Origin of the sequence: Collinsella aerofaciens (assembly GCF_009876115.1) — a bacterium.
Lineage (GTDB): Bacteria > Actinomycetota > Coriobacteriia > Coriobacteriales > Coriobacteriaceae > Collinsella > Collinsella aerofaciens_N.
In genome coordinates this window covers 77,026-100,360 of record NZ_WWSY01000001.1, presented here as the reverse complement: position 1 = coordinate 100,360, position 23,335 = coordinate 77,026, and the positions used below count along the sequence as shown (strand labels likewise).

The following is a 23,335-nucleotide window of genomic DNA, read 5'->3' as shown; positions in this document are numbered from 1 at the left end:
CAGGCGATGCTCGCCGCATAGCCCGACCGCTCGCGCTGGAAGCCCGAGACGGTGGACAACAAGGCCTGCAAGCTCGAGGCCGAGCATGAGGTCAAGGCTAGGATTGCCCGCCTCAAGAGGCTCGCGGCGGAGAAGGCCACCACGACGCGCGCCGAGGTGCTCGCGGGCATAAGCTATACCTTCCAGGCGGGCATAGCACGCGTGCGCGGCGCCGGGGACGGCAGGCAGCTGGACTACACCTCGGTCAACGCCGTCACGCAGCTGGGCAAGACTCTGCTCGATGCGCTGCCCAAAGAGGGGGGGGGGAGGCGGCTGAGGCCGAGCGGCCCTTCTGCAGGGACTCTGGGTCGGCGAGCCGACGCTGTCAATCTACCACGCCGGCGAGCGCATCGCCACGCACCGGTTGCTGCCGCCCAATGTCTGGAATGTTACCGTCAATGGGAAATCGGCCAATTGGTTGTATTTAGATTAGCCCTAACGCAACTGCTACTCCGACGTTGGCGAGGAGGGCGCATACGCTGTCTGCCTCGCCGAGCAGGAGGGTGTGCTTGCTGAGGGCGGGCTCGTCTGGCATTCACATAATCCAAGCTAACACCTTTCCGGTCAAATCCTGCTACAGCCCTGCTGAATCCAGACGCGAGGTTTTGTAAGGCCTCTATAAGGCGGAATCTGTAGAGGAGGGAGGCTGTGGTATCGTGCGTTTCGACGATGATATGCCTTGCGAAGGGTTTTACGAGCTCTACCGCGTACTCTTTTACCCCGGGCTTCACGAGAGGCCTACGGCCAGAATGCGGGATGTGCGACGGGGGCAGCGAGCCGTTCGCCAAGTGGGGCCCGACGACCGGAAGCCTCTCCTTGAGGCGGCGACACTGGCGGATGGGTTGGCCAAATGATCACGGATGGCGTTGTAATTAGTTTCAACGGCCAAATCGATTTCGGCACGGCTGTTGCTTTCCTATCTTTGGCGCTCACTCTCCTCCAGTGGATTGTCTCGCTGGTACGGGGCCGCCGGGCGGCCGCGCGGAGCCAGGCATCGGCCATCTGTGCCCGTGTGGTCAGGATGTCCGAGAGGGAGACGGCCACGGTTGGAGGGTGCAGGGCTGATATCGCGCCGCAGTTCGGCCTAGAGGTGATGAACAATAGCAACGACCTCGTTTACCAAGTTATCCTCACTGCCGTGCTCGTCCAAGGCGCCGGGCCTGAAGACGGGAGGGCCGTCGAGGGGAGCGACGGCAGGGTTCTGCTCTCGTCCGTTGCTCCGGGCAAAACCGTGAGGTGCATCGGGCATCTCGATCGCTCGATGCATAAGGCCCTCGGCTGCGAGGTGGCTTTCACCGATCGCTACGGACGCAGTTGGGTGCGGAAGAGCGACGGTCATTTGGGCAGGATTCAATTTAAAACGCCCGTCGATTATTACGGTCTGATGCAGCCTGTAGAGTGGATGGACTTCGATGAGCCGTAATCGACATACTCTGGTTTTGAACGAAAACCCCGGAGACGATCGATAACGATTCTTCTTTGATGATGCAAGCGGCGCTACTAATAGTAGCGCCGCTTGTTTTATATTCCGCTTGCAGATCCATCTGGACATCGCGTTCCAAAACTGGCAGAAACGTTCCTCGTTGCCGAATACGAGATTGTTTTCAGCACACAGAGCGGAACACATCCAAATTGCTCCAAATGGTTTGAATGTAACTTCGACCGTTTTCGGTTAGCGGAGTTTTATGGAGTATGAAAAAATCTGGTTGGAAGTTGTTAAATCTCTGGTTTAGAGCGATTTGGCCACCGATCCAAACCAGAGATTTAACGTTAGATAGCTGTTGAATCCCAGCCAGTAATTTGACGTAGTGTCACAGCGGCTGGGCACGCTGCTTTCGGCATGGCTTTGCAGAGTGATTTCGAGCACTGCTTTTAATTGCTTTAGCTGCAGATAGTCTAGAACCGGCTGCATCTGAGCTGGGACCATATTGATCAGCGCTTCCATCGGGGGCTCCTTTCCTCCTGGTTCGATGGAAACAATTCTGAAGCGTAGGCCTACGTCCCGGTAAATGATTATTTGGTGGCTTAACTCATCTCCGCGCCTAAGACAAGCGCCCTCGCTTGTTCAGCGATCCTAAATTGATCATCACTTCCGAACGATATGGCTTTATACATTTGAGATACAAGATCGAAATCGTAGTTATGCCCTGGCACCGTGACAATGACGCGCTCGAAAGAGACCGAATATGCACTCAATGAAAGAAAGGCAGCAAGCGCCTCTTCGAGCATTACCGTATCGGCCAGCACATCCGACCTTATGAATAGGTGATTGTGCGCAAATGGCCTATACCCGCCGCCGTTTAGCTTACCAAGTTTTTCCTTGTAAGCTTCTATAACCAGGCCAAAAGAATCTTTGCCGCTGGGACCGAAGAGGCCCCAATCAAACACCTCAGCACCAACCTGCTCGATTCGTTCCGTCAGCCGTTCCTTAAGCTTTGCGTCATCCGTTTCGCGGAGCTTCGCATACAAAGCGTCCGCCTCCTGGGTTTCTTGAGATATTGCTTGGGTTACCTCGACTCCCAGGTCATGGAGTTCATCCCAAAGGTCGGGTTTGTCCCTATGCGACAGGTTTCTATACGTTGCTTCATCAAGGAATTGAAGCACGAGACGGGCGTATACCTCCCAGATATCGAATGGCATATGGGAGGGCAGCACGCCTTCGTAACTTGTCGTTGTTCCCTTATTGTCCATGTTCAAATTGTACAACCTCGTCAATCGCGATTTTCCCCGCTCATTAGCATCGACAGGAGAGCGTCTCTAAGCGAGGAAAGTGCTTGCATTTCAATCCTGTTGTCGAGAATGGTATCGAACAGAGGCATCAAGTTCTCGCAAAGTGCCGAAATGGCACCGGAATTATGGGGTATCTCCAACTGTAGTTTTTCAAGGCGCTCAGGTTAGACTGGGCAGTTCCCTGTGCAATGCCAATCATATGTTCCTTAAAGGCAGTTTGCCAGAACCAGAAAAAAATCCTGTCAGCGTGTCTTTCCTGACAGAAACGAGCACGGCAACTCGATGATTAAGTAAACAGTCAGGTTCCGCAACAATTCCGACCCTGCCAACACTGCCCATGAGCGAAAGCACGATATCTCCTAGCATGAGTCTGCAATACGATTTTATGCGGCCAGGAATGTTCACGATACGATTGGCGTCAGAACAGTCAACGTTGCCGTCCCGCACGTTCTTGATTGTCTGAACTTTATAGTTGCCGTCATCTGAATAAGTGCCGCTATTGAAAGCGTAACCGTTCCCAAAGTCGACCAGTTTATGCAGTGATATAGCAGCGTCGCATTCCGATAGATACCTATCGAGTAACCGTCTTTCTCCGTACCGCCTGTAGCGGGCGGTACGGAGAAAGACGGTTACTCACGATCTGCCCACATGTTCCTGCGTTCTATGTTTGCCTGCGTCACCGCAGCCCATGCTGAATAAAGTGTTGCGACGATTTTGCCCAAAGCTTATCAGGCTGTTAAGACGCGGTTGTTTTGGTGCTTACACTAAAATCATAAAAGTCGTATCATTTCATTAGCTTATTCATCTTTAGGAGGAAGAATGCCAACCAACAGCCAGATTCTGATAGACGGATTCATTTCGGACGAATTCTCTAAGCAGACTGAATATAGTTCTAAAGGGGACTACTTTGAACTGTTGGCTTCTTCTCGATACATGGCTCCATACGACCTTGACGACGACGAGATAGCGGAAGGGCTCATTGGAGGGTCGCGAGACGGGGGCTGCGATGCTATTTACATCTTCGCCAACAATTATTTCTTGAGTGAGGATGTCCAGATTCAAAACTACATCAATCGTGGATCAAGGGTTGAAATTGTTATTCTTCAGACTAAGGTTTCAAAATCATTCAAAGAAGACGCGTTCTTGAAGTGGAAGGACACCTGCAATGACCTTCTGACATTCGATAAAAACTTAAATGATTTCGACGATAAATATTCTGATCGCGTTATCGATACTTTTGGAAGAATAAGAGAAGCGATTCAAGCGGCGGCGATGGCCGGAAACGAAATCCGAATGAAGTTCGTGTACATCGCGAATGCGGATTCACCATCGGACGGCGTTAAGATTCAGAAAGAGCAGCTTCCCGCTGCCATTGACGAAATCGTCGGCGTAAGCCGATTTAGTTCTTCGTGTGTTTTAGTTGGAGCAGACGAATTGATGCGCATCTGGTCGCCTCCCGCAGAGAGTGGGCTTGTTATGCGTTTTTCGGGGTCCTATGCATCAGTTCCTCAGAGAACGGATGTCTTTGGCCTGGTGTCTTTGTCGGATTACTACCGCTTCCTCACTGACGACCAAGGACAGCTCCGTAGCTATCTTTTTGAGGCGAACGTCAGAGATTACGAGGGAAATGTTTCAGTCAACAAAGGAATCAGGGAAACGTTGGAGCATCCTAGCGAAGACGATTTCTGGTGGCTCAACAACGGGGTAACGATACTGGCTTCTGAAGCCTACCAAATAGCAGGAGCAGAAGTGAAAATGGAAGAGCCTCGCATCGTTAATGGACTTCAAACGTCGTATGAAATATATAAATTTATGGAGTCTCGCACAGAAGACGCCGAAGATTCCAGAAATGTGATGGTAAAAATCCTTGTGCCGGGAAGCGATGAGACCAGAAACAGAGTGATACTGGCGACGAACAACCAAACTCAGGTGAAAAAGACATCGCTTCGCGCTACTGACCAAATCCATATCCAGATAGAACTCTACATGAAAAGAAATGGACTGTATTACGAAAGGCGGAAGAACTATTACAAAAACCAGGGGAGGAAGAGAGAAGAGATCGTAACCCTCTCCTTTCTTGCGCAATGCATGATGTCGATACTTCTCGGCAGGCCGGATCAGGCAAGGGCAAGACCGTCGACACTTTTGTCTGACGAAGTTCAATATAAGAAAATATTTGGTCAGGATGGCAACCTTGAGGCTTACTACAGAGCCGCTAGTCTCGGAAAACAGGTTTGCCTGAAGTTTCCACAAATTAAGAGAGACTTAGAGGGTTCCCAAATAAGCGACATAAGATTTTACGTGATAATGGGCGTTGCTTCCATGTTGTCCAATAAAGATAGCCTGACATTTGGTGACATAGAGAATCTCGACCTTGACAAGCTTTCAGATGAAATTATTCAAACTGTTGCGGACATGGTGATGGATGTTTATCTGGCCCTTGGCGGAACATCCAAAGCTGCTAAGTCTTACGCCATGGCAAGTAAGGTCAAGGAAAAGATTTCACTACTGTTGCCTTAGGGCAATCCAGGGCTGTTCTCTAGAATGCCATCAGCAGAGAGGTCCTTTTTGCAAAGGGCCTCTCTATTTTCGTTCGGTTCCGAACAGTTTGACGATCACTAATCAGCTCGCGTCGTCAACCGCTTCGCTTTCAGCCCCTACTTTGATGCAGGCGTAGGCGACGAGCGTGCACAGCCCCATACCCATTCCAATCAGGTGCAACAGGAAGGCCATTTTCTCGCCTTACTTTTCGCCTTCGTACGGCTTTTCGGGGGCGAGCCCGTCTGGACGGCGTGCCATGAGCACGGCGCCACCCTGACGGCGGCCGGCGTCCACGAGACAACCGAGGCTATGTACAGGGCGCAGGGGCAGTAGACCACTGTATGCGGATGAAGTGCGCTGCACAGCGCCGGCACTTGGCCCCAGGGAACATCTCGGCGAGCGAGCCGACCATGCCGACGGCCTTGTCGCCGGTGAACATGCGCACGCCGCGAAGCCCTCGTAGCTCGCAATCGAGCTGGCATATGCAGTCCGCTGGTAGTATTTGCAAACTGGCTGATCAGGTAATTCTCACAATGCGCGTTTTATGCTGGCGGCGGGTTGCGGATATCCCAGTCATTGCAAAAACAATTTCCAAAACATGTGTTCTATTTGAAACTACATGAAGGAAGATCACTATAGAATGCAAGCTACAATAGCAAACGAGTATTGGACTCGAGTCTAGCGGAGGATTATGGGGTTCCAAGATATCCTTGCTGCGATTGATATCATCACGGGGCCTGACCCGGCCCTTTCTATCCTGGCGGTTTCGATTGTCGTCGCGCCGGCGTTGCTGTGGTTGTGTAAGCAGGCTTTGGCGCGGTTTTACAAGGCTGATATCTTTGTTGTGGCACTGGCGTTCGTCGCATTGTTTGCATCGGTTAGGCTTAGCCTTTTATGGTTGACGGGTGTGGCATCGGTCTTTCTCGCGGTGTGTCTGCTCGCTCTTCCCGCCAACTATTTTTGGTGTGCGCAGCGGCTAGATGACATAGTGGGCAAGGCTGATCCCTCTCTTCCCGATTGCGACTACGTAGCTGCCTTCAGGCTGATGAACTCGGTTGACCGTGATCGACTGTCCAGAAGGCAGCTCGCCTGCCTCGACAAGGACAGGATTTTCTGCAACATCTACTTGGGAAACAACGGCGTTGCAAAAAGGATGCTTGAGGACGAAAACTTAGAACCGGCTTTCAGGCATTTCGCCCTCCATATTATCGCGGACTCCGCTTGCGATTGTGCTGGGTCGCAAGCGGAACTCGAAAGCGCCTTGGCCGAGATATCCGACAAGACAGACCCTTTCATCAAAGTCCAGCTTTGGCACAACCGCGCGGTTGGCTATATCGTGAACGGTCAGTTCAAAGTCGCCGACGACGAGTTCAAGAAGACGTATCGTGAAGCCAAGCGTCTGGGCGTTCGGAATAAGTCGTTCCTCTTGCTACTGTTTGAGAATGCAACATTGAATAAAACGAAAATCGGCTTGCCTGATGGCGGCATTGAAGAAGGGTGGGGGTTGATTGAGGAATGCGAAAAGGCGCTTGCGCCGATTGGCCCCAACGATTTTGGGCAGCTCTTCAATCTGCGGCTTCTTTTCATGAGGCAGATAGGGGCAAGCATCGAGGACAGGAACAAGTTGTATTTGGCCGAGGTCGAAAGCACCCTCAGCAATGCCTCCCTTTCCGAGCAACAGCGCGTCGTCGCTATGGCGAGCTTGGGAAGAATCGCGTGGGCCGACGGGCTCGACCCCGCCCCCGTGCTCAATTTCTTCGAAGGATGCGATCGGTTTTTGTGCGTGAGCGACCCCGATGCACGTTACTATGCCCATATGAACCTGAGGGCGATGCTTTCGGGCTTGGCGGTGGATGACCGCTCCCTAAATACTTTGGCTGAGAGCGTAATGCGGTATTTCAAGGATGGGGACGCGGAGCATGATTTGGATGTGATGGAGGATGGCCTTCCTCCCGAGGCGATTCTGCGGCGCTCCCAAGTGCTGCGAGAACGCGCTGCCCTAGCCTTAATGGTGGGAGAGAACGTTGAGCGCGCCGTGTCGTACACTGATGAGGCTATAGGCCTCCTTGAGGGAAGCTTGCAGGTTATGGCGGCGCTCGAGTGTCGATGGCAGCTTGCCCGGCTGACACTGTACGACAAACCCGAGGTGGCAAAAATGCAGCTCTCGATTGCCGAAGAGCGCCTCGCTACGCTCAACAAGCAACCGTCCCTCGGATATCCCTATCTCGAGATGAGCCTGTGCTACGCCTTGCTTGGTATGCGTGCCGAGTGCAGAGGCGCGTATGAAAGGGCCGCCGGCTTCGAGACTCCGATGAGCCATTACGCGCCCGGCATTCGGATTAACATTACCGCCGCCGCCTTCTGTGCCAGGTTCTACATGCTTACGGAAATGCTTGGAAATCCCGAAGAGGTTTGCCCCTTGCTTAAAACTCGAGAGGGCAGGGCGTGGCTGTCTCGCTATCCGAAGGTTTCTTCCCTGTCGAAAACGCTTCTTTGCGGGAAGTTTCTTGGGTATGGGGATGTCGTGCCCGCCATGACGAGGCTATTCTTGGACGAGGCAGGGAAGCTATATGCCGAAACGTGGCTCGTCGTCCAAGAGATCGGGCTCGCGTTCGATCTTGATTCCAGAAAGCCCGGCGAAGAGTATGGGTTGGTTGTCGAGATCCAAAGGCACCCGCTGGTTGCCGATGACGATGCCCTTGCGAGGGTCGCTGTGCAGCACGGGTATACTGTGCTTGGTGCGAGGTTGGACCTGTGCAACGAAGACCTCCTCGGGGTCGATGACGCAGCCGCCGTATTCGATGTGCTGGATGCCTTGGGCATATTGGCCGAAGGACGCGTGCCCACATTGGAAGACATCATGAAGAGTTACCTCGAAAGCTGTGTCGACGTTCCTGCCGGCGGTTGGGGTACCTTTGCCGAGAGGTAGCTTCGTCCTGCCACGCTTCACAAAACGTTTCACAAACTTCTCGTTGCTGGCCAAGTTCTCAACACGTAGCGCTGCAATGGCCCTGCCTGTTTTATCCTTCTAGCCCCTTGGGGCTGCGGTGGAAATCCTAGACCAAAAGAGAACCGGGAGGATCATACGGATGTACAGCGCAGAGCAAAGGGCAAAGGTCATCGTGACGTTCGCCAGGTTCGGATGCAGCACGGCTGACACCATAGCAAAGCTCGGCTACCCCAGCCGCGTCACGCTCCACAACTGGTGGAAGGAGTACCAGATCGACGGCGATGAGCTCCTGGAAAGGGAGCATCGCAGGCCGAGGTGTTCCGACGAGGCGAAGCGGGATGCGGTCAATCGCTACCCGGGGCACGGGAAAAGCCTGGCGCGCACGATAAAGGCCATTGGATACCCGAGCCGCGAGGTACTCTCCAAAAGGAACGACGAGCGCACCCAGGTGATCTGCGCTGTGCGCGAGAAGGAGTGACGCGTGTGGGCCGCGTGATCGCCGACGACACGGCCGTGCGCGGCGGCGCGCCCGCCGCCGGCGTGCGTGCCTACGGTGTGTGCCTGCAGGACGCTGGCGCCGGCGACGGCTCGGCCGGGTGTGGGCTTTCCGTCGATGCCTCGTGGCTCGATGCGACCGGTACCGATGGCGGTGTCGGGTGCACGAGCGGGTCGCTTGCGTCCGCACGGTTTGTGACGCCTGCGGGCGGGGCCTTCGGTGCCGGCGGCGTGTTGGATGCCTCCGGGGCCATGGCGCCGCTTGTAGTGATCGAGCCCCAGGGCGCCACGGCGCCGGCGGGGGAGACCGGCGGGCGCGAGGCGCCCGGTGGCACGGGCGAGCCGGCCGGCGGTGCCGGTCCTGCCACTGGGCAGCCCGGTGCCGGGCCCGCGACGGATCCCGCGCTGAAGCCGGCGAGCACGACGCCCAGGATAACCACGACAACCAAAGCGACAGTGACCAAGGCCACGGCGTCCAAGCCATCCAAGGCCAAGGCTGCCAGCGCCGCCGCCACGCTCCCCAAGACCACCGACGTCAACTGGATCGCAGTCTCCTTAGCGCTATTCCTGCTGGGAGCAGCGCTCCTGGGTTCCGCACGCCGCTCAACTTGCGCCTACACGCTGCCGGTCTGAGTGGATTTCAACCTTCTTCGGATGATCCGCATCTCTATCGTTCGTCGCTCTGGAAAACCTCGCCCCGCATATCTCGTAGGTTGTCTCATGTAGTTGCCAGCACTACGGAATCGGTTGGACAGGTCCGGTGCGCATCGCGTACTTCCGTAGTTTTTCTTCGGAATATCCGTATTAAAAATACGGGTAAATTGACCGATTTGCTCAGCTGCTTTACCCTGTGTCTCAAATAACCTCAGAAAGCAGAGGAACTGTACCATGCTCAAGAAGTTTTCGGTTTCAAATTTCAAGTGCTTCGATAAGCGAATTACATTTGATCTATCCGATCCCGCCAACTACTCATTTAATCAACAGGTGATTCAGGGCGGCGTTAAGGCAAAGGGCATCATATATGGTGCGAATGGCAGCGGAAAGTCCAATTTCGCCCTCGCGATATTCGACATCGTTCTGCATCTGACCGACAAGGAAAAGCTGCTCAAAAAATACTTGCCATATCGGTGCCTTGATTCAAAGAGTTCAATCACAGAGTTTCAATACGATTTTGTCTTCGACAATATCGACGTCGTATACCGCTACGGGAAAACCGACCCACAGACGCTTGTGTACGAGAGCCTGTGCATTGATGACGTGGAGGTCTTGAGCTACAGGTTCGACGCTCAAACGGGCCATGTTGACCTGCCGGGCGCCGAGTCCCTCTCGCTTTCTACCGATCTCCCCGCTGAGTCCGACAGGCTGTCGCGTGTCAAATACGTCAAGAGCAATGCAATACTGCGAGATGAGCCGTCTGCCAGGGCGTTTAGAGCCTTCACCTCCTTTGTCGACAACATGCTGATGTTCTACTCACTCGACGAGCGCGGGTACCAGGGGCTTTCGGTTGGCACGGATAGCTTTACCCAGGGCATTATTCGCGAGGGGAAGATAGAGGACTTCCAAGAATTCTTGCGCCAGCAGGGAATCTCCCTGAACCTCGTATCCGTGAACGTGAATGGAGTTCCCGAGCTTTATTGCAGGTTCGAGGGCGGTACCGTTCCGTTTGCGTCGGTTGCCTCGACAGGCACCATGTCACTTGCTCTGTACTACTACTGGTATATCAAGATGAGCAAGGCTTCCTTGGTCTTCATCGATGAATTCGATGCTTTTTATCACTTTGAATTGTCCCGGTCGATCGTGGAGATGCTGCGGGACCTCGAGGGTGTCCAGGTTTTCATTACGACGCACAACACGGACCTTTTGACGAACGACCTCATGCGGCCCGATGTCTATTTCATTCTTAAGGAGGGGGAGATTCGCTCGCTGGAGAAGCTAACGCCCAAGGAGCTCAGATTGGCCCATAACCTCCAGAAGATGTTTAAGGCCGGTGCTTTCGATGGCTAGTCCGGTCACGCTTTTCATCGTTGAAGGGGAGTCGCGTGACCTGCGCTTTGCGGAGAAGATGAAAGAGCTTTTTCTGAAAGGGAGAGATGACCTGAGGGTGATCTGTCTGCCAGCGGCGCAGAACATCTACATGCTCTACGAACGGCTTGCAGAGGAGGACTTCGATCTGGATGTTGTGGAGGTGCTAAGAGAAACGGTGCCTTCCGCTGCAAAATGTCTAGAGGGCGTGGAGCGGGATTCTGTTGACGAGGTCTTTCTCTTCTTTGACTACGACTCCCATCAAAACAATGCGCCTGGATGCGAGTCCGATGCCCTTGTGGAGGCAATGCTCCTCGCATTCGATAACGAGCACGAGAGCGGAAAGCTCTATATAAGCTACCCGATGGTCGAGGCGCTGTACGATTATCGCGCGGGGCAGTGCCAGGCGCATTCAGGCTGTTTTGTTGACAACTCGGAAATCGCTCAATATAAAAAGATGTCGGGAGAGGGAAACGTTAACGTGGGGAAGCACATGGAGCTTCCCCAATGGAAAGATGCAATCGCTGCCTTCGTATTGAGATGCAAGTGCCTGCTCGATCTCGATGAGGTTTCATTTGGGACATATCGAGAGCTGGTTACGGTCGATGCGATTTTCCGCGAGGAGAAAAGAATGCGGAGCGAGGACGGTTCGGTGTTTGTGCTGTCGGCTTTTCCAGAGTTTCTACTCGACTACTTTGACGATAAGTTCTTTAATTCCATGGCCCCGATGCGCCACCTTAAGTTCGATGATTGCCCTCGAGAAAAAGGATGAGGCGCAATTAATCTCGCGGGCACAGGTTCTCCTGCCTAAATCGTGAACTCGGCATAAGAGCCCCAACTCGCCCGTTAGCCAATTGCTCTTGACCAGAAGGCAAAGTGGACAATTGCCTCAGAGACACATCATTACGCCAATTCGTATCGCAAGGTGCGGCCTCCGCCGTGTCTTGCGATTTGCCCCTTATCCACCATCTCTTTCAATATGCGGCCGGCCGTGGACTGGCCGATCCCGAGCAACGTCTGCGCTTCCTTTCGGGTGATTGAGGGGTGCTCTGCCAAGAACCGCAGGATCTCGTCCTCTCGGGAATAGGAAGCAGCGGGCGCCTCCTTGCTGTTTGCCGTGGGCGTTTCCGCTGCCGTTGCTGCGAAGTTCGTGTTGGGCAGGACGATTTTGAATGCGTTGTTCGTGGCCATGATTTGCGGCTGAGAGGCCGCACCCGCGTAGGCCCCCATGATCTTCCTCATCCCCGTGCCGTATGCCTCGATGAGCTGCAGGCGGTAGAAGACGTTGGCGAGATGCGGGTTCCGGCAGGCGGAGACGCCCATCATCAAATCCTCCAGCTCAAAGCCGGGCAGAAGGCCGCCGACTGACACGAACTCGATCCTGTCGTCGTAGACGCTGATCAGCGTGCTGGTGCGGAAGGAGTAGTCCCTGTGCACGATCGAGTTCAGCAAGGCCTCGCGCACGGCGACCTCCGGGTAGTCCCGGGTGTCGACGCGCAGCAGCTTTTGGTAAGTGGCATGGGTCTGGTTGTGGAAGTCGATGTAGTCGTAGACCTCGTCGAGCTGCTGCATGAGGGACCCGGAGAACTCCCGGCGATCATTGAACACACTCGGGTCCGTCCCCTCGAAAACGGCCGCTTTTACGGTATGCGGGCACTGGTCGGACAGGAGCAGGCCGAGGTTTGTGTAGAGACCGTCCGATGAGGTTATATTCAGGGCCTGCATCTGCGGCGCGCCGAAGGGGATCTTTCGTGTCTCGAATTCCCCTTTCGTCGACTCGAAGGTGAGCGCTTGGTCGAGGGAGCGCATGTCCTCAAAGCTGTCGCCGTCAGTCTCTTTGATCATCTGCCGGATGGCAGCATCGGTCGCCGGGACGGAGGAGTACCCCTGCCGCACGTAGACACCCTCGGGGCGCAGGCCCTTCTTCGCTAGGTAGTAGGGGCGGTTCGTGCCGCGCTGGACCTTGACGGCCACGACCGCCTTCCCGTCGCAGTCGAGCGTTTTATAGCTGACAAACATGGTGACGTCTGGCTTCACGGCGTCTCTCACCATGTTGGAGACCTGCAGGGCGCACGCATCCGCGTCCTCGACGCCCGGCACGGCGCCGTCGTCGGCGACGCCAACGTAGACCGTGCCGCCGCCGCAGTTCGCAAATGCGACGATCTCCTTCTTGATGCCGTTCTGCGCAATGGCCTTCAGCTCGATTGTCTCTGTTTCCTGGAATTTCATGCTGTCCGCCTTCCGATTCTATTCTGCCCATATTCTAACCATTTTGCTAACCATGGTGGTTAGCAAAATGGTTAGAATTATGCTTCCCAAAGCAGAGGCGCACCGCCCTTTTCAAGCAATGAAACAGCAGGTAGAGACTTTGTCGATTTGAGGAGCTCGCGCATAAGCTTAGGCTCAATTGTGCTGTGCCCCTCAAGGAGACGCCGCCCGTATAGAATCAAACCATCCGCACGCCAGCTATCAATTGGATTGGACGCCACATGGAGATCCCCGGCACCCTGTGCAGCAATGTCTACGACTTTGCGTTTTGCCCCGAGCCCAGCTACGACCGCCTGGTAGACCTCGCCGATCCCGAGGACTGGGGCCCCAGCAACCGCATCCTCAAAAACTACCTGTCGTTCTCGTTTAGCCGCGCGGTATTTCTGACCGAGCGCGACGTGAACCAGACCGCGCCGTCCAACCTGCCGCTGGTGTTCGACGACGACCGTTGCCTGTTCAACACCGGCCTGTACACGCGCCGCTACGAGACCATCTACGGCCTGTTTGAGCCCAACACCAAGCCCGACGCACACCAACGCTGGTTTTTGAAGGGCTTCTTTAGGGAAAGCGACCCCATGCTGGTCTCGTTTGAGTACCTGCCGTGCCGTGTCCGCTTTGCCGAGGACCCCTCCGAGCTGGTCTTTGACTACCGCTTGCCAATCCGCTCCAACATCGACCACATCCTGGGCGACGAGGAAAACCTCACGCGCATCCCCGCCAGTCTGATGGGGGAGGGAAACTCGCTGCTACTGCGCCGCGCCTTTGAGGGCGCCGTCGTCGAGGCCGCCCGCCGCGCCGCCGCCAACTACACGCTCGCCGTGCCGCAGTTCTACGGTGGACGGATTCAACTGCTTCTGCCGCTGTGCCTGACCGGCGACAAGCCCGAGCTGGCGCTGACAATCCAACGCGAGGGCGGATTCTACGCCGCGCGCACCTGCCTCACGCTCGAGATGGCCTACAACAACGCGCGTCTTATCTGCCGCCCCGAGACCTCGTGGATAAAGCGGTAAAGGCTCCTTGAGCTGCGGGTTTGCTGTTAATCTGGACCGCGCCAGAGCAGCCAGCGCCCACGAATTTAAAATCGAGGGGAAAAAGTTCTTGGTAAACCACGCGCGGCTATGATAGTATCTCTTTTGCCGAAAGGCGACGGGCGATTGGCTCAGGGGTAGAGCATATCCTTCACACGGATGGGGTCACAAGTTCGAATCTTGTATCGCCCACCATCAAAAGCGCAGGTCAGAGGTATTAAGCCTCTGGCCTTTTTGTTTTTGCCACCAAGGGTGACACCAAAAGTGACACCAAATTTTGCAACTTTATTAAAATGGGGCCTCCTTTTTTATTGAATATGACCCCTTCACAATTCCTACAAATGTATAAAATCACCTAACTAAAAGTTTTGTACCTCGGATCTCATAGACTAAATGTAACTATGGTTTACGTTTTTAATGCAAGCGTGTATAAGTGTTTCAAACTGTTGCAGAGGTGTAACACTTTGCGGCTTTATTAGCTCTTGGCTATTAGTAGATTTGTAACCTCATCTCATACCGTCGCGGAAAGTTTTTCCAAAATTGTCCTTGCATCGCCGCCGGTGTTCCCGTATAGTACTTCAACGCACGGGGGCGTAGCTCAGCTGGGAGAGCGCTTGACTGGCAGTCAAGAGGTCAGGGGTTCGATCCCCCTCGTCTCCACCCGAGCATTGAAGAAGGCTCCAACGCAAGTTGGGGCTTTTTTTCATATAGGCACACAATTTAAGCTATATAAAAGAAAGAAGGCCAGAGATGGTGTCTGACCTTTTGGAAATTCTGGTGGGCCCTCCGGGATTCGAACCCAGAACCCAGGGATTATGAGTCCCCTGCGCTAACCGTTGCGCCAAGAGCCCTTGTAGTTAGTGGCTGCGATAGTAATGGCGGCTATCCATTTGCATTAGTTTCTCACCACGAGGAAGAATACTACCATGCACGCGATGGTCGTTCAACGCACGATCTTGTCGACCAGGAGAATCAGGCGTTCGCCTTTGTCCTTGCAGTCGATAGGAGGCCGTCTTGCCCGCTTCCGGGCGCCCCGAGCGGCTGCCGGGCACCGCCACACCGCCCCCGCAGAAGTTTTTCCAAAATTGTCCTTGCATCGGCGTCCAAGTTCCCGTATAGTACTTCTTCGCACGGGGGCGTAGCTCAGCTGGGAGAGCGCTTGACTGGCAGTCAAGAGGTCAGGGGTTCGATCCCCCTCGTCTCCACCCGAGCATTGAATGAGGCTCCAACGCAAGTTGGGGCCTTTTTTCATATAGGAACACAAGGTCAAAGGCGGCACCATGATCCTCCTGGTCGACAAGATCGAAAAAAGCTTCGGCGCGCGCGTCCTCTTTAGCGGCGCGTCCTTCCAGATCAACCCCGGCGAGCGCTTCGCGCTCGTGGGCCCTAACGGCGCCGGCAAAACCACCATGCTCAAAATCATCATGGGCATCGACAGCCCCGACGCCGGCCAGGTCCAGTACGCCAAGGACTGCCAGGTGGGCTACCTAGAGCAGGAAACTAATCTGGAGCACAAGGACACCACCATCCTTGCCGAGGTCATGGCCGCCGCCAAGGAAATCCGCCGCATGGGCGAGCGCGCTAACGAGCTGCAGGCCCAGATCACAGAGTTCTCCGAGCAGGGCAAGGACGTCGACGCACTCCTTAACGAGTACGGCCAGGTCCAGGACCGCTTTGAGCACCTGGGCGGCTACGAGCTCGAGAGCAACGCCCGCAAAATCCTTTCCGGCCTGGGCTTTAAGGTCACCGACTTTGAGCGCCCATGCTCCGAGTTCTCGGGCGGCTGGCAGATGCGCATCGCGCTCGCCAAGCTCTTCCTGCGCCACCCCGACCTGTTGCTGCTGGACGAGCCCACCAACCACCTGGACCTCGAAAGCGTCCAGTGGCTGCGCGGCTTTATCGCCAACTACGACGGCGCTGTCCTCATCGTCAGCCACGACCGCGCCTTTATGGACGCCTGCGTCGACCACGTCGCCGCGCTCGAAAACCGTCGCGTGACCACTTACACCGGCAACTACAGCAGCTACCTCAAGCAGCGCGAGGACAACCTTGAGCAGATGCGCGCCAAGCGCGCCGCCCAGGAGCGCGACATCGCCCACATGCAGGTCTTCGTCGACAAGTTCCGCTACAAGCCCACCAAGGCAGCCCAGGCCCAGGAGCGCATCCGCAAGATCGAGCAGATCAAAAAGGAGCTTGTCATCCTACCCGAGGGCCACAAGCACATCGACTTTAAGTTCCCCGACCCGCCGCGCTCCGGCGACATGGTCGTGGGCCTGGAGGGCGTCTCCAAGTCCTACGGCAACAAGCACATCTACAGCGATATCGACCTCAAGCTCTACCGCGGCGAGCACGTGGCGCTCGTCGGCCCCAACGGCGCCGGCAAGTCCACGCTCATGAAGATCATCGCCGGACTGGAGCCGCCCACCACCGGCACCCGCGACCTGGGCACCAACGTGGGCGTGGCCTATTACGCCCAGCACGCGCTCGAGGGCATGACCGAGTCCAACACCGTCCTGCAAGAGATCGACACCGTCACGCCCAAGTGGACCGTGCCGCAGCAGCGCAGCCTACTGGGCGCCTTCCTGTTTAGCGACAACGATTCCATCGAGAAGCAGGTTCGCGTCCTCTCCGGCGGCGAAAAAGCGCGTCTCGCGCTCGCCAAAATGCTCGTGGCCCCCGAGGCGCTCCTGTGCCTGGACGAGCCCACCAACCACCTGGACATCGACTCGGTGGACATGCTCGAGAACGCCCTGCAAAACTTCCCCGGCACCATCGTGCTGATCAGCCACGACGAACACCTGGTGCGCGCCGTGGCCAACCGCGTGATCGACATCCGCGATGGCAAGGTCACGGTCTATGACGGCGACTACGACTACTACCTCTACAAGCGCGAGGACCTCGCAGCCCGTGCCGCCGCCGAGACGGCAGGGGAGAGCACACCTGTCGCAGGGAAGTCCACCAAGGCCAACGCCGCCCAGGCCGACACCCCCGTCGCCGCCCCCAAGCCGGCCGAGGGCAAAAAGACCAAGGAGCAAAAGCGCGCCGAGGCCCAGGCCCGTGCCGCGCTCAACAAAAAGCTCAAGGGCGTGCGCAACCAGCTTAAGAAGATCGAGTCGGAGCTCGACAAAAAGCGCGCCCGCTATGACGAGCTTATGGAATTGATGGCGAGCGAAGAGCTTTATGCCGATCAGGATAAGTTCAACGCCGCGCTGGGGGAATATAACGGCCTTAAGCAAGAGCTGCCCAAGCTCGAGGACGAATGGCTGGAGCTTTCCACCCAGATTGAAGAGGAGACCGCGCGTGAACTCTCGTAAGGCCGCCGCTGTGGCGATGAGCATCATCGCCATCGCCTGTCGCATCTGCGGCATCTTTATGAGCGCGATGACCGTGCTGCTGTGTTTTAGCGGCCTCACCGCCAAGCTGCAGATCGTGGGCTTTGTCGTTGAGCTTTCGCGCGCACTGCCGAGCGCCATCGCCGGCTATGGCGTCATCACGTCGCCCTTTGGCGGCGTGTTCCGCCTGGATTACGCCATCGTCGCCGTGATCCTGTTTGTGATCGACTACCTGCTCACGCGCGCCTCGCGCCGCGTCCGCTAGGGGAGCGCTATGTCCAGCAGCTACCTCATGAACCTGCTCGCCAGCGCCGTCGCCGTCATCGTGGGCATCGTGATCCACGAGAGCGCGCACGCCGCCGCGGCCTGGGCACTCGGCGATAAGACGGCCCGTTCGCGCGGCCGCGTGTCGCTCAACCCGCTTAACCATATCGACCCGTTTGGCACCATCATCCTGCCGCTGCTCATGCTTGCCGCCGGCGGCCCGGTGTTCGCCTTCGCCAAACCCGTGCCCGTGTACCTCAACAACCTCAAGCACCCCAAGCGTGACGAGGTCCTGGTGAGCGCAGCCGGCCCCGCATCAAACATCGCGCTCGCGTGTCTCGCTGCCGCCCTCATGCACGCAGCCTATGGCAACCTCTATGCCAGCATGTCCTTTGCCCTGGCGTCCCAGATCATGAACTTCGGCGCCACCTTTATCGTGGTCAACCTGTCGCTTGCGTTCTTTAACCTCATCCCAATCCCGCCGCTCGACGGCTCGTCGATCATCGTGCCCTTCCTCAAAGGCAAGGCGCTCAACAACTATTACCGTCTGCAGCAATATGCTATGCCCATCCTCATCATCGTGCTGTATCTGCTGCCCATGTGGACCGGCATCGACGTGATCGGCCGCTATTTCGACGTTACCGTGTATCCGCTTGCTGAGCAGCTGCTCAACTTCGCAATCGCCGGCATCTAAGGTAAACTTACAGGTCGACCGTGCAAAACGGTCGTAACATGCACCCAAACCGCGCCGCGAAGGCGCCGTCAAAGGAGGTCGAAGATGTCGTATCGCGTGTCGACGCAGGTCTACAGCGGACCGTTCGACCTGCTGCTGCAGCTGGTAACCCGCCAAAAAGTAGATATCGGCGCTATCTCCATCAGCGAGGTGGCCGAGCAGTACCTTGCCGAGGCCGAGCGCATTGAGGCGCTGGACCTGGACGTGGCGAGCGATTTTTTGCTGGTCGCAGCAACCCTTTTGGACATCAAGGCCGCCTCGTTGGTGCCGCAGGAGGCCCCGCGCAAAGTTGATGACGACGACGAGATTGACGAAGACCTCGAGGAGCTCAGCGCGCTCGACGGCGACGCCCTGCGCGAGGTCCTAATCCAGCGCCTGATCGCCTACAAGCAGTTTAAGGGCGCGGCGGCGGCCCTTGGCGCGCGGATGCAGGCCGAGAGCCGCATGCATCCGCGTGTTGCCGGACCCGACCCTGAGTTTTTGGGCCTCATGCCCGACTACCTGGCCGGCATCACCCTGCGCGGCCTGGCCGTTATCTGTGCCGACCTGGACGGCAAGCGCCAGACCTTCTTGCTGGAGGCCGAGCACGTGGCACCGCATCGCGTGCCGCTCGACCTGACCGTGGCCTCAGTCGACCGCTTTACCATGACGCACCAAACCTGCACCTTCCGCGAGCTGTTGGACGGCGACGCCACCACCGAGCAGCTCGTCGTTACCTTCCTAGCAATGCTCGAGCTAGCCAAGCGTGGCTCGCTCACGCTGAGCCAGGACGAGATCTTTGGAACCATTCAAATCAACCGCGTCGAGGGCGCCGAGGCATACGTGCCCGGCGAGGGCCCCGATCTCACCGAATAGGAGCCGCAACCATGTCAACCCTTTCCACGCTGGAGGCAAACAGCCTCAAAGGCGCCCTCGAGGCGCTGCTGCTGGTGTCGAGCGACCCGGTGAGTGCGCCCGCGCTCGCCGGCGCACTGGATATCGCCCCCGGCGAGTGCGCATCGCTGCTCGCCGAGCTCAAGGTTGAGTACGAGGAGGCCAACCGTGGCTTTCAGCTGCGCGAGGTCGCCGGCGGCTGGCGCCTGTTTACGCATCCCGCCTACCACGACGTGGTCGAGGCCTATGTGCTGAGCTGGGACACGCAAAAGCTGTCGCAGGCGGCGCTCGAAACACTGGCCGTCATCGCATACCACCAGCCCGTGACGCGCGAGGTGGTCAAGGGCATCCGCGGCGTCAATTCCGACGGCGTCATCGCGTCGCTCGTGGACAAGGGCCTGGTGCGCGAGCTCGGTCGTGACCCCCAGCGCGGTCAGGCCATCATTTACGGCACGACCAACGCATTCTTGGAAAAGTTCGGTCTGCGTTCCACCCGCGACCTGCCCGACCTGGAGCAGTTTGCCCCCGACGAGCAGTCGCGTCAGTTTATCCGCGAGCGCCTGAGCGGCCGCAGCATTCAGTCCACGCTCGAGGAGCAGGCCGAGGACCTGGACGAAGAGCGCGAACTGCTCGATACCGATGTTGACGATGTTGAGGCAATCGAGGACTTGGAGACCCTGGTCGTCGACAAGACCTCGGAGGATTTACATGACGAGGACTAACGAAGTAGGGGAGACGCGCGCCATGGGTAACGCAGTACCCGCTGCCGACGCCCAGCCCGTCTATCCGCACACCATGCGCCTGCAGCGCTTTTTGGCGCGCGCGGGCGTGGCGAGCCGCCGCGGGTCGGAAGACCTGATGACTGCCGGCCGCGTGACCGTCAACGGCCAGGTCGCGACCGAACTGGGCACCAAGGTCGACGTCGACCGCGACCATATCGAGGTCGACGGCATGCCCGTCAAGCTCAACCAGGGCGCCGTGTACTTGATGCTCTACAAGCCGACCGGCTACCTCACCACCATGAGCGACCCGCAGGAGCGACCTTGCGTGGCAGACCTGGTCCCGCGCGACCGCTATCCGGGGCTCTTCCCGGTGGGTCGCCTGGACCGCGACACCACAGGCCTTTTGCTCTTTACCACCGACGGCGACCTGTCGCAGGACCTGCTGCACCCCAGCAAGCATGTCTATAAGACCTACCAAGCACTCGTGGACGGCCACCTGACCGATCGCGACTTGGGACCGCTCCGCCGTGGCATCGAGCTCGACGACGGCCTGTGCCAGCCGGCGATCTGCCGCGTCATCAACGCGCGCGAGGCAGAGGCTGTGGCACCGCAAGGCGTCAAGCCCGGTACCACCGCCGTGGAGGTCATCATCCGCGAGGGTCGCAAAAACCAGGTCAAGCGCATGCTGAGCAAGATCCACCATCCGGTAATCCGCCTGCATCGCTGCAACTTTGCCGGCCTTGAGCTCGAGGGCGTGGCCAAGGGCTCATGGCGCGAGCTCACCGACCGCGAGGTGCAGATCCTCAAGGCCGGCGGCATCCCGCCCAAGCAGGCCGTCGGCAAGCGCGCCGGCGCGGCGGCGACCAACGCCGCGACCCGCACGCGTCACCACGGCAGCCACGGCTCCGCACCCAAGCGCAATACCTACCGCGAGCGTTACACCGGCTAGGCAGACCGCCAACCAATACAGCGCCCGCGAACCATACCAGCACGTCAACCATCGAAAGGAAGCACTGCATGATCGTCGCCATCGACGGCCCCGCCGGTTCCGGCAAATCCACCATCGCCAAGGAGATCGCCCGCCAGCTGGGCTTTAACAAGCTCGACACGGGCGCCATGTATCGCGCCGTCACCTTCGCCGCGCTCGACCGCGGCATCGATCTGGACGACGAGACGGCCATCGACGCCCTCGCCGAGCAGATCGAGATTCGCTTTACCAACGGCACCGGCGAGGACACGCGCCTGACCATTGACGGCCAGGACGCTTCGGTCGCCATCCGTACCCCGCAGGTCGACGCCAACGTATCCAAGGTCTCGGCCTACCCGGGCGTGCGCGCCGCCATGCTCATTCACCAGCGCCGCGCCGCCGAGGACCGCGATATCGTGGCCGAGGGTCGCGACATCGGTACCGTCGTATTCCCCAACGCGCAAGTAAAGGTCTTCCTGACCGCTGACCCGCGCGAGCGCGCCCGTCGCCGCGTGCTGCAGCGCCACCAGAACGACGCCCAGCCGCTTACTGCCGAGCAGCTCGAGGCCGAGGTCGACGAGACCCTCGACGCCCTCAAGCAGCGCGACAAGCTTGACAGCAGCCGCGAGGTCGCGCCGCTCGTGCCCGCCGAGGACGCCGTGCACGTTGACTCCACCGCCCATACCATCGACGAGGTCGTCCGCATTATCGAGGACCTCATCAACCAAAGGAGGTAGCCCATGCGCCTGTTTAAGCAGACGCCCGAGGATTATTACAACGCCCCCTATGCCGAGTTCCCGGCGCTCATCCGCGGCACCGTCGTCGTGGTCATGGCCATCCTGTGGGCCTTCTCCAAGCTCATGTGGCGCTGGAAGGTCGAGGACGCTGACCTGCTGTTTGAGCGCCAGGACGGACGCGGCAGCGTGGTCATCTGCAACCACACCTCGATGGCCGAGCTCTTGGCCGTGGAGACGGCGCTGTTCTTTGGCGGGCGCCGCATCCGCCCCATCTTTAAGTCCGAGTTCGCCAAGAGCAAGATCGTACGCTGGGCCTTTAGCCGCGTGGGCGGCATTCCCGTGGAGCGCGGCACCGCCGACATGAAGTGCCTGCGCGCCGCCCAGCATGCGCTGCAGCGCGGCGAGGACGTCCTGATCTTCCCCGAGGGCACGCGCATCCGCTCGCGCGAGATCAAGCCCGAGGTCCATGGCGGTTTTGCGCTCATCGCTCAGATGGGCAAGGCGCCCGTCAACCCACTTGCCATCTGTGGCTGGTCCGACATCACGCCCGCGGGCAAAAAGCTCATGCGTCCCAAGAAGTGCTGGATTCGTGCCGGCAAGGCCGTCTCGCTTTCGGACGCGCCGCCCGGGCTTAAGCGTACGGAGCGCCTGGCCTGGTTTGAGTCCGAGGCCATGAACCGCGTCTACGCCATGCGAGACGAGCTGTGCGCCGAGCATCCGGGCAGGTTCTAGCCATGAGCGAGAACGTGACGAACACTGCCGTGACCGCGTCCGACCAAGCCACCGCGCCTACCATCGAGATCGCCGCCCACGCCGGCACTTGCTACGGCGTACAGCGTGCGCTCGATATGGCGCTGGCCGCTGCGCCGCAGGCAGGGGAGTGCACTCAGGTCCATACCTTGGGTCCGCTCATCCATAACCCTATCGTGGTGCGCGAGCTCGCTGAGGCAGGCGTTAGCCTGGCTGAGAACCTGGATAGCGCCGCAACCGGTACCGTGATCATCCGCGCCCACGGCGTGGTGCCGCAAGTGATCGATGCTGCCCGCGAGCGCGGCCTTACCGTGGTCGACGCCACCTGTCCCTACGTGAAGAAGGTCCATGTGGCCGCCGAGCGCCTGGTACGCGAGGGCTACCGCGTGGTAGTCGTAGGCGAGCCGGGCCATCCCGAGGTTGAGGGCATCTTGGGCCACGCCGGCAATGATGCACAGGTCGTGAGCTGTGCCGCCGACGCCACCGCCTTGTCGCTCAAGGGCAAGGTAGGCCTCGTCGTGCAAACCACCCAGACTGCGCAGAACCTCGCCGAGGTCGTGGCTGCTATCACCCCGCGCGTGCAGGAGCTGCGCGTGATCAACACCATCTGCGCCGCCACGAGTGAGCGTCAACAGGCAGCAGCCACACTTGCCAACCGCTGCGACTGCATGGTCATCGTGGGCGGCAAGAACTCGGGCAACACCCGCCGCCTGGCGCAGATTTGCGCAGACGCCTGCGAGCGCACGCATCACATCGAGGAAGCTTCCGAGCTCCAGGCCGCGTGGTTTGCCGACGCTCACCACATCGGCATCACCGCCGGAGCCTCCACCCCGCAAGAACACATCGAACGCGCCGTCACGCGCATCAAGGAGCTTTGCCGCTAA

General features: G+C 58.0%; 21 protein-coding genes and 4 tRNA genes. 20 read left to right on the top strand and 5 right to left on the bottom strand.

Features of this window, described 5'->3' with window-relative positions; translation table 11 throughout:
- Positions 1-889: 889 nt before the first annotated feature.
- A complete protein-coding gene (locus GT571_RS00505; protein WP_161154745.1) occupies positions 890-1,462 on the top strand; it encodes a hypothetical protein in 573 nt (190 codons plus the stop codon).
- 306 nt (positions 1,463-1,768) lie between these two features.
- On the opposite strand, the gene GT571_RS00500 is transcribed toward GT571_RS00505, so the two are convergent.
- Positions 1,769-1,984, bottom strand: coding sequence for a hypothetical protein (locus tag GT571_RS00500; RefSeq protein WP_117747089.1), 216 nt, complete (start codon positions 1,982-1,984; stop codon positions 1,769-1,771).
- Positions 1,985-2,064: 80 nt separating this feature from the next.
- Positions 2,065-2,730, bottom strand: a complete 666-nt coding sequence (locus tag GT571_RS00495) for a hypothetical protein (RefSeq protein ID WP_204987176.1) — start codon at positions 2,728-2,730, stop codon at positions 2,065-2,067.
- A gap of 858 nt (positions 2,731-3,588) precedes the next feature.
- Between GT571_RS00495 and GT571_RS00490 the strand changes: the two genes are divergently transcribed.
- Positions 3,589-5,289, top strand: coding sequence for an AIPR family protein (locus GT571_RS00490; protein WP_117747021.1), 1,701 nt, complete (start codon positions 3,589-3,591; stop codon positions 5,287-5,289).
- Between the two features lie 328 nt (positions 5,290-5,617).
- Here GT571_RS00490 and GT571_RS10230 read toward each other — a convergent pair whose 3' ends face one another.
- Complete coding sequence (locus GT571_RS10230; RefSeq protein ID WP_368159231.1) at positions 5,618-5,818, bottom strand: transposase; 201 nt, start codon at positions 5,816-5,818, stop codon at positions 5,618-5,620.
- Between the two features lie 183 nt (positions 5,819-6,001).
- On the opposite strand from GT571_RS10230, the gene GT571_RS00480 reads away from it, so the two are divergent.
- The 5 genes from GT571_RS00480 to GT571_RS00460 all read left to right on the top strand — a co-directional run bounded on the left by GT571_RS00480 (position 6,002) and on the right by GT571_RS00460 (position 11,549).
- Positions 6,002-8,239 carry a hypothetical protein gene (locus GT571_RS00480; RefSeq protein WP_161154738.1) on the top strand — a complete coding sequence of 746 codons (2,238 nt, stop codon included), beginning with the start codon at positions 6,002-6,004 and terminating at the stop codon, positions 8,237-8,239.
- Positions 8,240-8,399: 160 nt separating this feature from the next.
- Positions 8,400-8,738 (top strand): hypothetical protein, encoded by a 339-nt coding sequence (locus GT571_RS00475; RefSeq protein ID WP_161154736.1) that lies wholly within the window; start codon positions 8,400-8,402, stop codon positions 8,736-8,738.
- Between the two features lie 5 nt (positions 8,739-8,743).
- The gene (locus GT571_RS00470) at positions 8,744-9,388 is read left to right on the top strand and encodes a hypothetical protein (RefSeq protein ID WP_161154734.1); all 645 of its coding nucleotides are present in this window, start codon (positions 8,744-8,746) and stop codon (positions 9,386-9,388) included.
- Between the two features lie 255 nt (positions 9,389-9,643).
- Positions 9,644-10,759, top strand: a complete 1,116-nt coding sequence (locus GT571_RS00465) for an AAA family ATPase (protein ID WP_161154732.1) — start codon at positions 9,644-9,646, stop codon at positions 10,757-10,759.
- Positions 10,752-11,549, top strand: a complete 798-nt coding sequence (locus tag GT571_RS00460) for a hypothetical protein (RefSeq protein ID WP_161154730.1) — start codon at positions 10,752-10,754, stop codon at positions 11,547-11,549. Before GT571_RS00465 ends, GT571_RS00460 begins: the two co-directional genes overlap by 8 nt.
- Positions 11,550-11,680: 131 nt before the next feature.
- Here the strand turns inward: GT571_RS00460 and GT571_RS00455 are convergent, their stop codons facing one another.
- Positions 11,681-13,006 (bottom strand): RNA-binding domain-containing protein, encoded by a 1,326-nt coding sequence (locus GT571_RS00455; protein WP_161154728.1) that lies wholly within the window; start codon positions 13,004-13,006, stop codon positions 11,681-11,683.
- A gap of 260 nt (positions 13,007-13,266) precedes the next feature.
- On the opposite strand from GT571_RS00455, the gene GT571_RS00450 reads away from it, so the two are divergent.
- The 3 genes from GT571_RS00450 to GT571_RS00440 all read left to right on the top strand — a co-directional run bounded on the left by GT571_RS00450 (position 13,267) and on the right by GT571_RS00440 (position 14,733).
- Positions 13,267-14,055, top strand: coding sequence for a DUF3825 domain-containing protein (locus GT571_RS00450; protein ID WP_161154726.1), 789 nt, complete (start codon positions 13,267-13,269; stop codon positions 14,053-14,055).
- A 138-nt stretch (positions 14,056-14,193) separates the two neighbouring features.
- A tRNA-Val gene (locus GT571_RS00445) sits at positions 14,194-14,268 on the top strand.
- A 392-nt stretch (positions 14,269-14,660) separates the two neighbouring features.
- A tRNA-Ala gene (locus GT571_RS00440) sits at positions 14,661-14,733 on the top strand.
- A gap of 115 nt (positions 14,734-14,848) precedes the next feature.
- On the opposite strand, the gene GT571_RS00435 is transcribed toward GT571_RS00440, so the two are convergent.
- A tRNA-Ile gene (locus GT571_RS00435) sits at positions 14,849-14,924 on the bottom strand.
- A 281-nt stretch (positions 14,925-15,205) separates the two neighbouring features.
- Between GT571_RS00435 and GT571_RS00430 the strand changes: the two genes are divergently transcribed.
- The 10 genes from GT571_RS00430 to GT571_RS00385 all read left to right on the top strand — a co-directional run bounded on the left by GT571_RS00430 (position 15,206) and on the right by GT571_RS00385 (position 23,335).
- Positions 15,206-15,278, top strand: a tRNA-Ala gene (locus tag GT571_RS00430).
- Between the two features lie 75 nt (positions 15,279-15,353).
- Complete coding sequence (locus GT571_RS00425; protein WP_161154724.1) at positions 15,354-17,387, top strand: ABC-F family ATP-binding cassette domain-containing protein; 2,034 nt, start codon at positions 15,354-15,356, stop codon at positions 17,385-17,387.
- Positions 17,374-17,670 (top strand): hypothetical protein, encoded by a 297-nt coding sequence (locus GT571_RS00420; RefSeq protein WP_168170409.1) that lies wholly within the window; start codon positions 17,374-17,376, stop codon positions 17,668-17,670. Before GT571_RS00425 ends, GT571_RS00420 begins: the two co-directional genes overlap by 14 nt.
- A 9-nt stretch (positions 17,671-17,679) precedes the next feature.
- A complete protein-coding gene (locus GT571_RS00415) occupies positions 17,680-18,363 on the top strand; it encodes a site-2 protease family protein (RefSeq protein ID WP_161154722.1) in 684 nt (227 codons plus the stop codon).
- Between the two features lie 84 nt (positions 18,364-18,447).
- Positions 18,448-19,257 (top strand): segregation and condensation protein A, encoded by an 810-nt coding sequence (locus GT571_RS00410; protein WP_117786831.1) that lies wholly within the window; start codon positions 18,448-18,450, stop codon positions 19,255-19,257.
- A gap of 11 nt (positions 19,258-19,268) precedes the next feature.
- Entirely contained in the window at positions 19,269-19,997 is a 729-nt protein-coding gene (scpB, locus tag GT571_RS00405; protein ID WP_161154720.1) for an SMC-Scp complex subunit ScpB, read from the top strand.
- 22 nt (positions 19,998-20,019) lie between these two features.
- Positions 20,020-20,946 (top strand): pseudouridine synthase, encoded by a 927-nt coding sequence (locus GT571_RS00400; protein WP_161154718.1) that lies wholly within the window; start codon positions 20,020-20,022, stop codon positions 20,944-20,946.
- A gap of 68 nt (positions 20,947-21,014) precedes the next feature.
- Positions 21,015-21,701: a (d)CMP kinase gene (gene cmk / locus GT571_RS00395; RefSeq protein ID WP_161154716.1), complete on the top strand. Its 687-nt coding sequence runs from the start codon at positions 21,015-21,017 to the stop codon at positions 21,699-21,701.
- A gap of 3 nt (positions 21,702-21,704) precedes the next feature.
- The gene (locus GT571_RS00390) at positions 21,705-22,433 is read left to right on the top strand and encodes a lysophospholipid acyltransferase family protein (protein ID WP_161154714.1); all 729 of its coding nucleotides are present in this window, start codon (positions 21,705-21,707) and stop codon (positions 22,431-22,433) included.
- Between the two features lie 2 nt (positions 22,434-22,435).
- Positions 22,436-23,335, top strand: coding sequence for a 4-hydroxy-3-methylbut-2-enyl diphosphate reductase (locus GT571_RS00385; protein WP_117757988.1), 900 nt, complete (start codon positions 22,436-22,438; stop codon positions 23,333-23,335).

Excerpts from the sequence above, each read along its gene's own strand:
- GT571_RS00505 (WP_161154745.1), top strand. The coding sequence starts at position 890 with ATGATCACGGATGGCGTTGTAATTAGTTTCAACGGCCAAATCGATTTC.
- GT571_RS00500 (WP_117747089.1), bottom strand. The coding sequence starts at position 1,984 with ATGGAAGCGCTGATCAATATGGTCCCAGCTCAGATGCAGCCGGTTCTA.
- GT571_RS00495 (WP_204987176.1), bottom strand. The coding sequence starts at position 2,730 with ATGGACAATAAGGGAACAACGACAAGTTACGAAGGCGTGCTGCCCTCC.
- GT571_RS00490 (WP_117747021.1), top strand. The coding sequence starts at position 3,589 with ATGCCAACCAACAGCCAGATTCTGATAGACGGATTCATTTCGGACGAA.
- GT571_RS00480 (WP_161154738.1), top strand. The coding sequence starts at position 6,002 with ATGGGGTTCCAAGATATCCTTGCTGCGATTGATATCATCACGGGGCCT.
- GT571_RS00475 (WP_161154736.1), top strand. The coding sequence starts at position 8,400 with ATGTACAGCGCAGAGCAAAGGGCAAAGGTCATCGTGACGTTCGCCAGG.
- GT571_RS00465 (WP_161154732.1), top strand. The coding sequence starts at position 9,644 with ATGCTCAAGAAGTTTTCGGTTTCAAATTTCAAGTGCTTCGATAAGCGA.
- GT571_RS00460 (WP_161154730.1), top strand. The coding sequence starts at position 10,752 with ATGGCTAGTCCGGTCACGCTTTTCATCGTTGAAGGGGAGTCGCGTGAC.
- GT571_RS00455 (WP_161154728.1), bottom strand. The coding sequence starts at position 13,006 with ATGAAATTCCAGGAAACAGAGACAATCGAGCTGAAGGCCATTGCGCAG.
- GT571_RS00450 (WP_161154726.1), top strand. The coding sequence starts at position 13,267 with ATGGAGATCCCCGGCACCCTGTGCAGCAATGTCTACGACTTTGCGTTT.
- GT571_RS00425 (WP_161154724.1), top strand. The coding sequence starts at position 15,354 with ATGATCCTCCTGGTCGACAAGATCGAAAAAAGCTTCGGCGCGCGCGTC.
- GT571_RS00415 (WP_161154722.1), top strand. The coding sequence starts at position 17,680 with ATGTCCAGCAGCTACCTCATGAACCTGCTCGCCAGCGCCGTCGCCGTC.
- GT571_RS00410 (WP_117786831.1), top strand. The coding sequence starts at position 18,448 with ATGTCGTATCGCGTGTCGACGCAGGTCTACAGCGGACCGTTCGACCTG.
- scpB (WP_161154720.1), top strand. The coding sequence starts at position 19,269 with ATGTCAACCCTTTCCACGCTGGAGGCAAACAGCCTCAAAGGCGCCCTC.
- GT571_RS00400 (WP_161154718.1), top strand. The coding sequence starts at position 20,020 with ATGGGTAACGCAGTACCCGCTGCCGACGCCCAGCCCGTCTATCCGCAC.
- cmk (WP_161154716.1), top strand. The coding sequence starts at position 21,015 with ATGATCGTCGCCATCGACGGCCCCGCCGGTTCCGGCAAATCCACCATC.
- GT571_RS00390 (WP_161154714.1), top strand. The coding sequence starts at position 21,705 with ATGCGCCTGTTTAAGCAGACGCCCGAGGATTATTACAACGCCCCCTAT.
- GT571_RS00385 (WP_117757988.1), top strand. The coding sequence starts at position 22,436 with ATGAGCGAGAACGTGACGAACACTGCCGTGACCGCGTCCGACCAAGCC.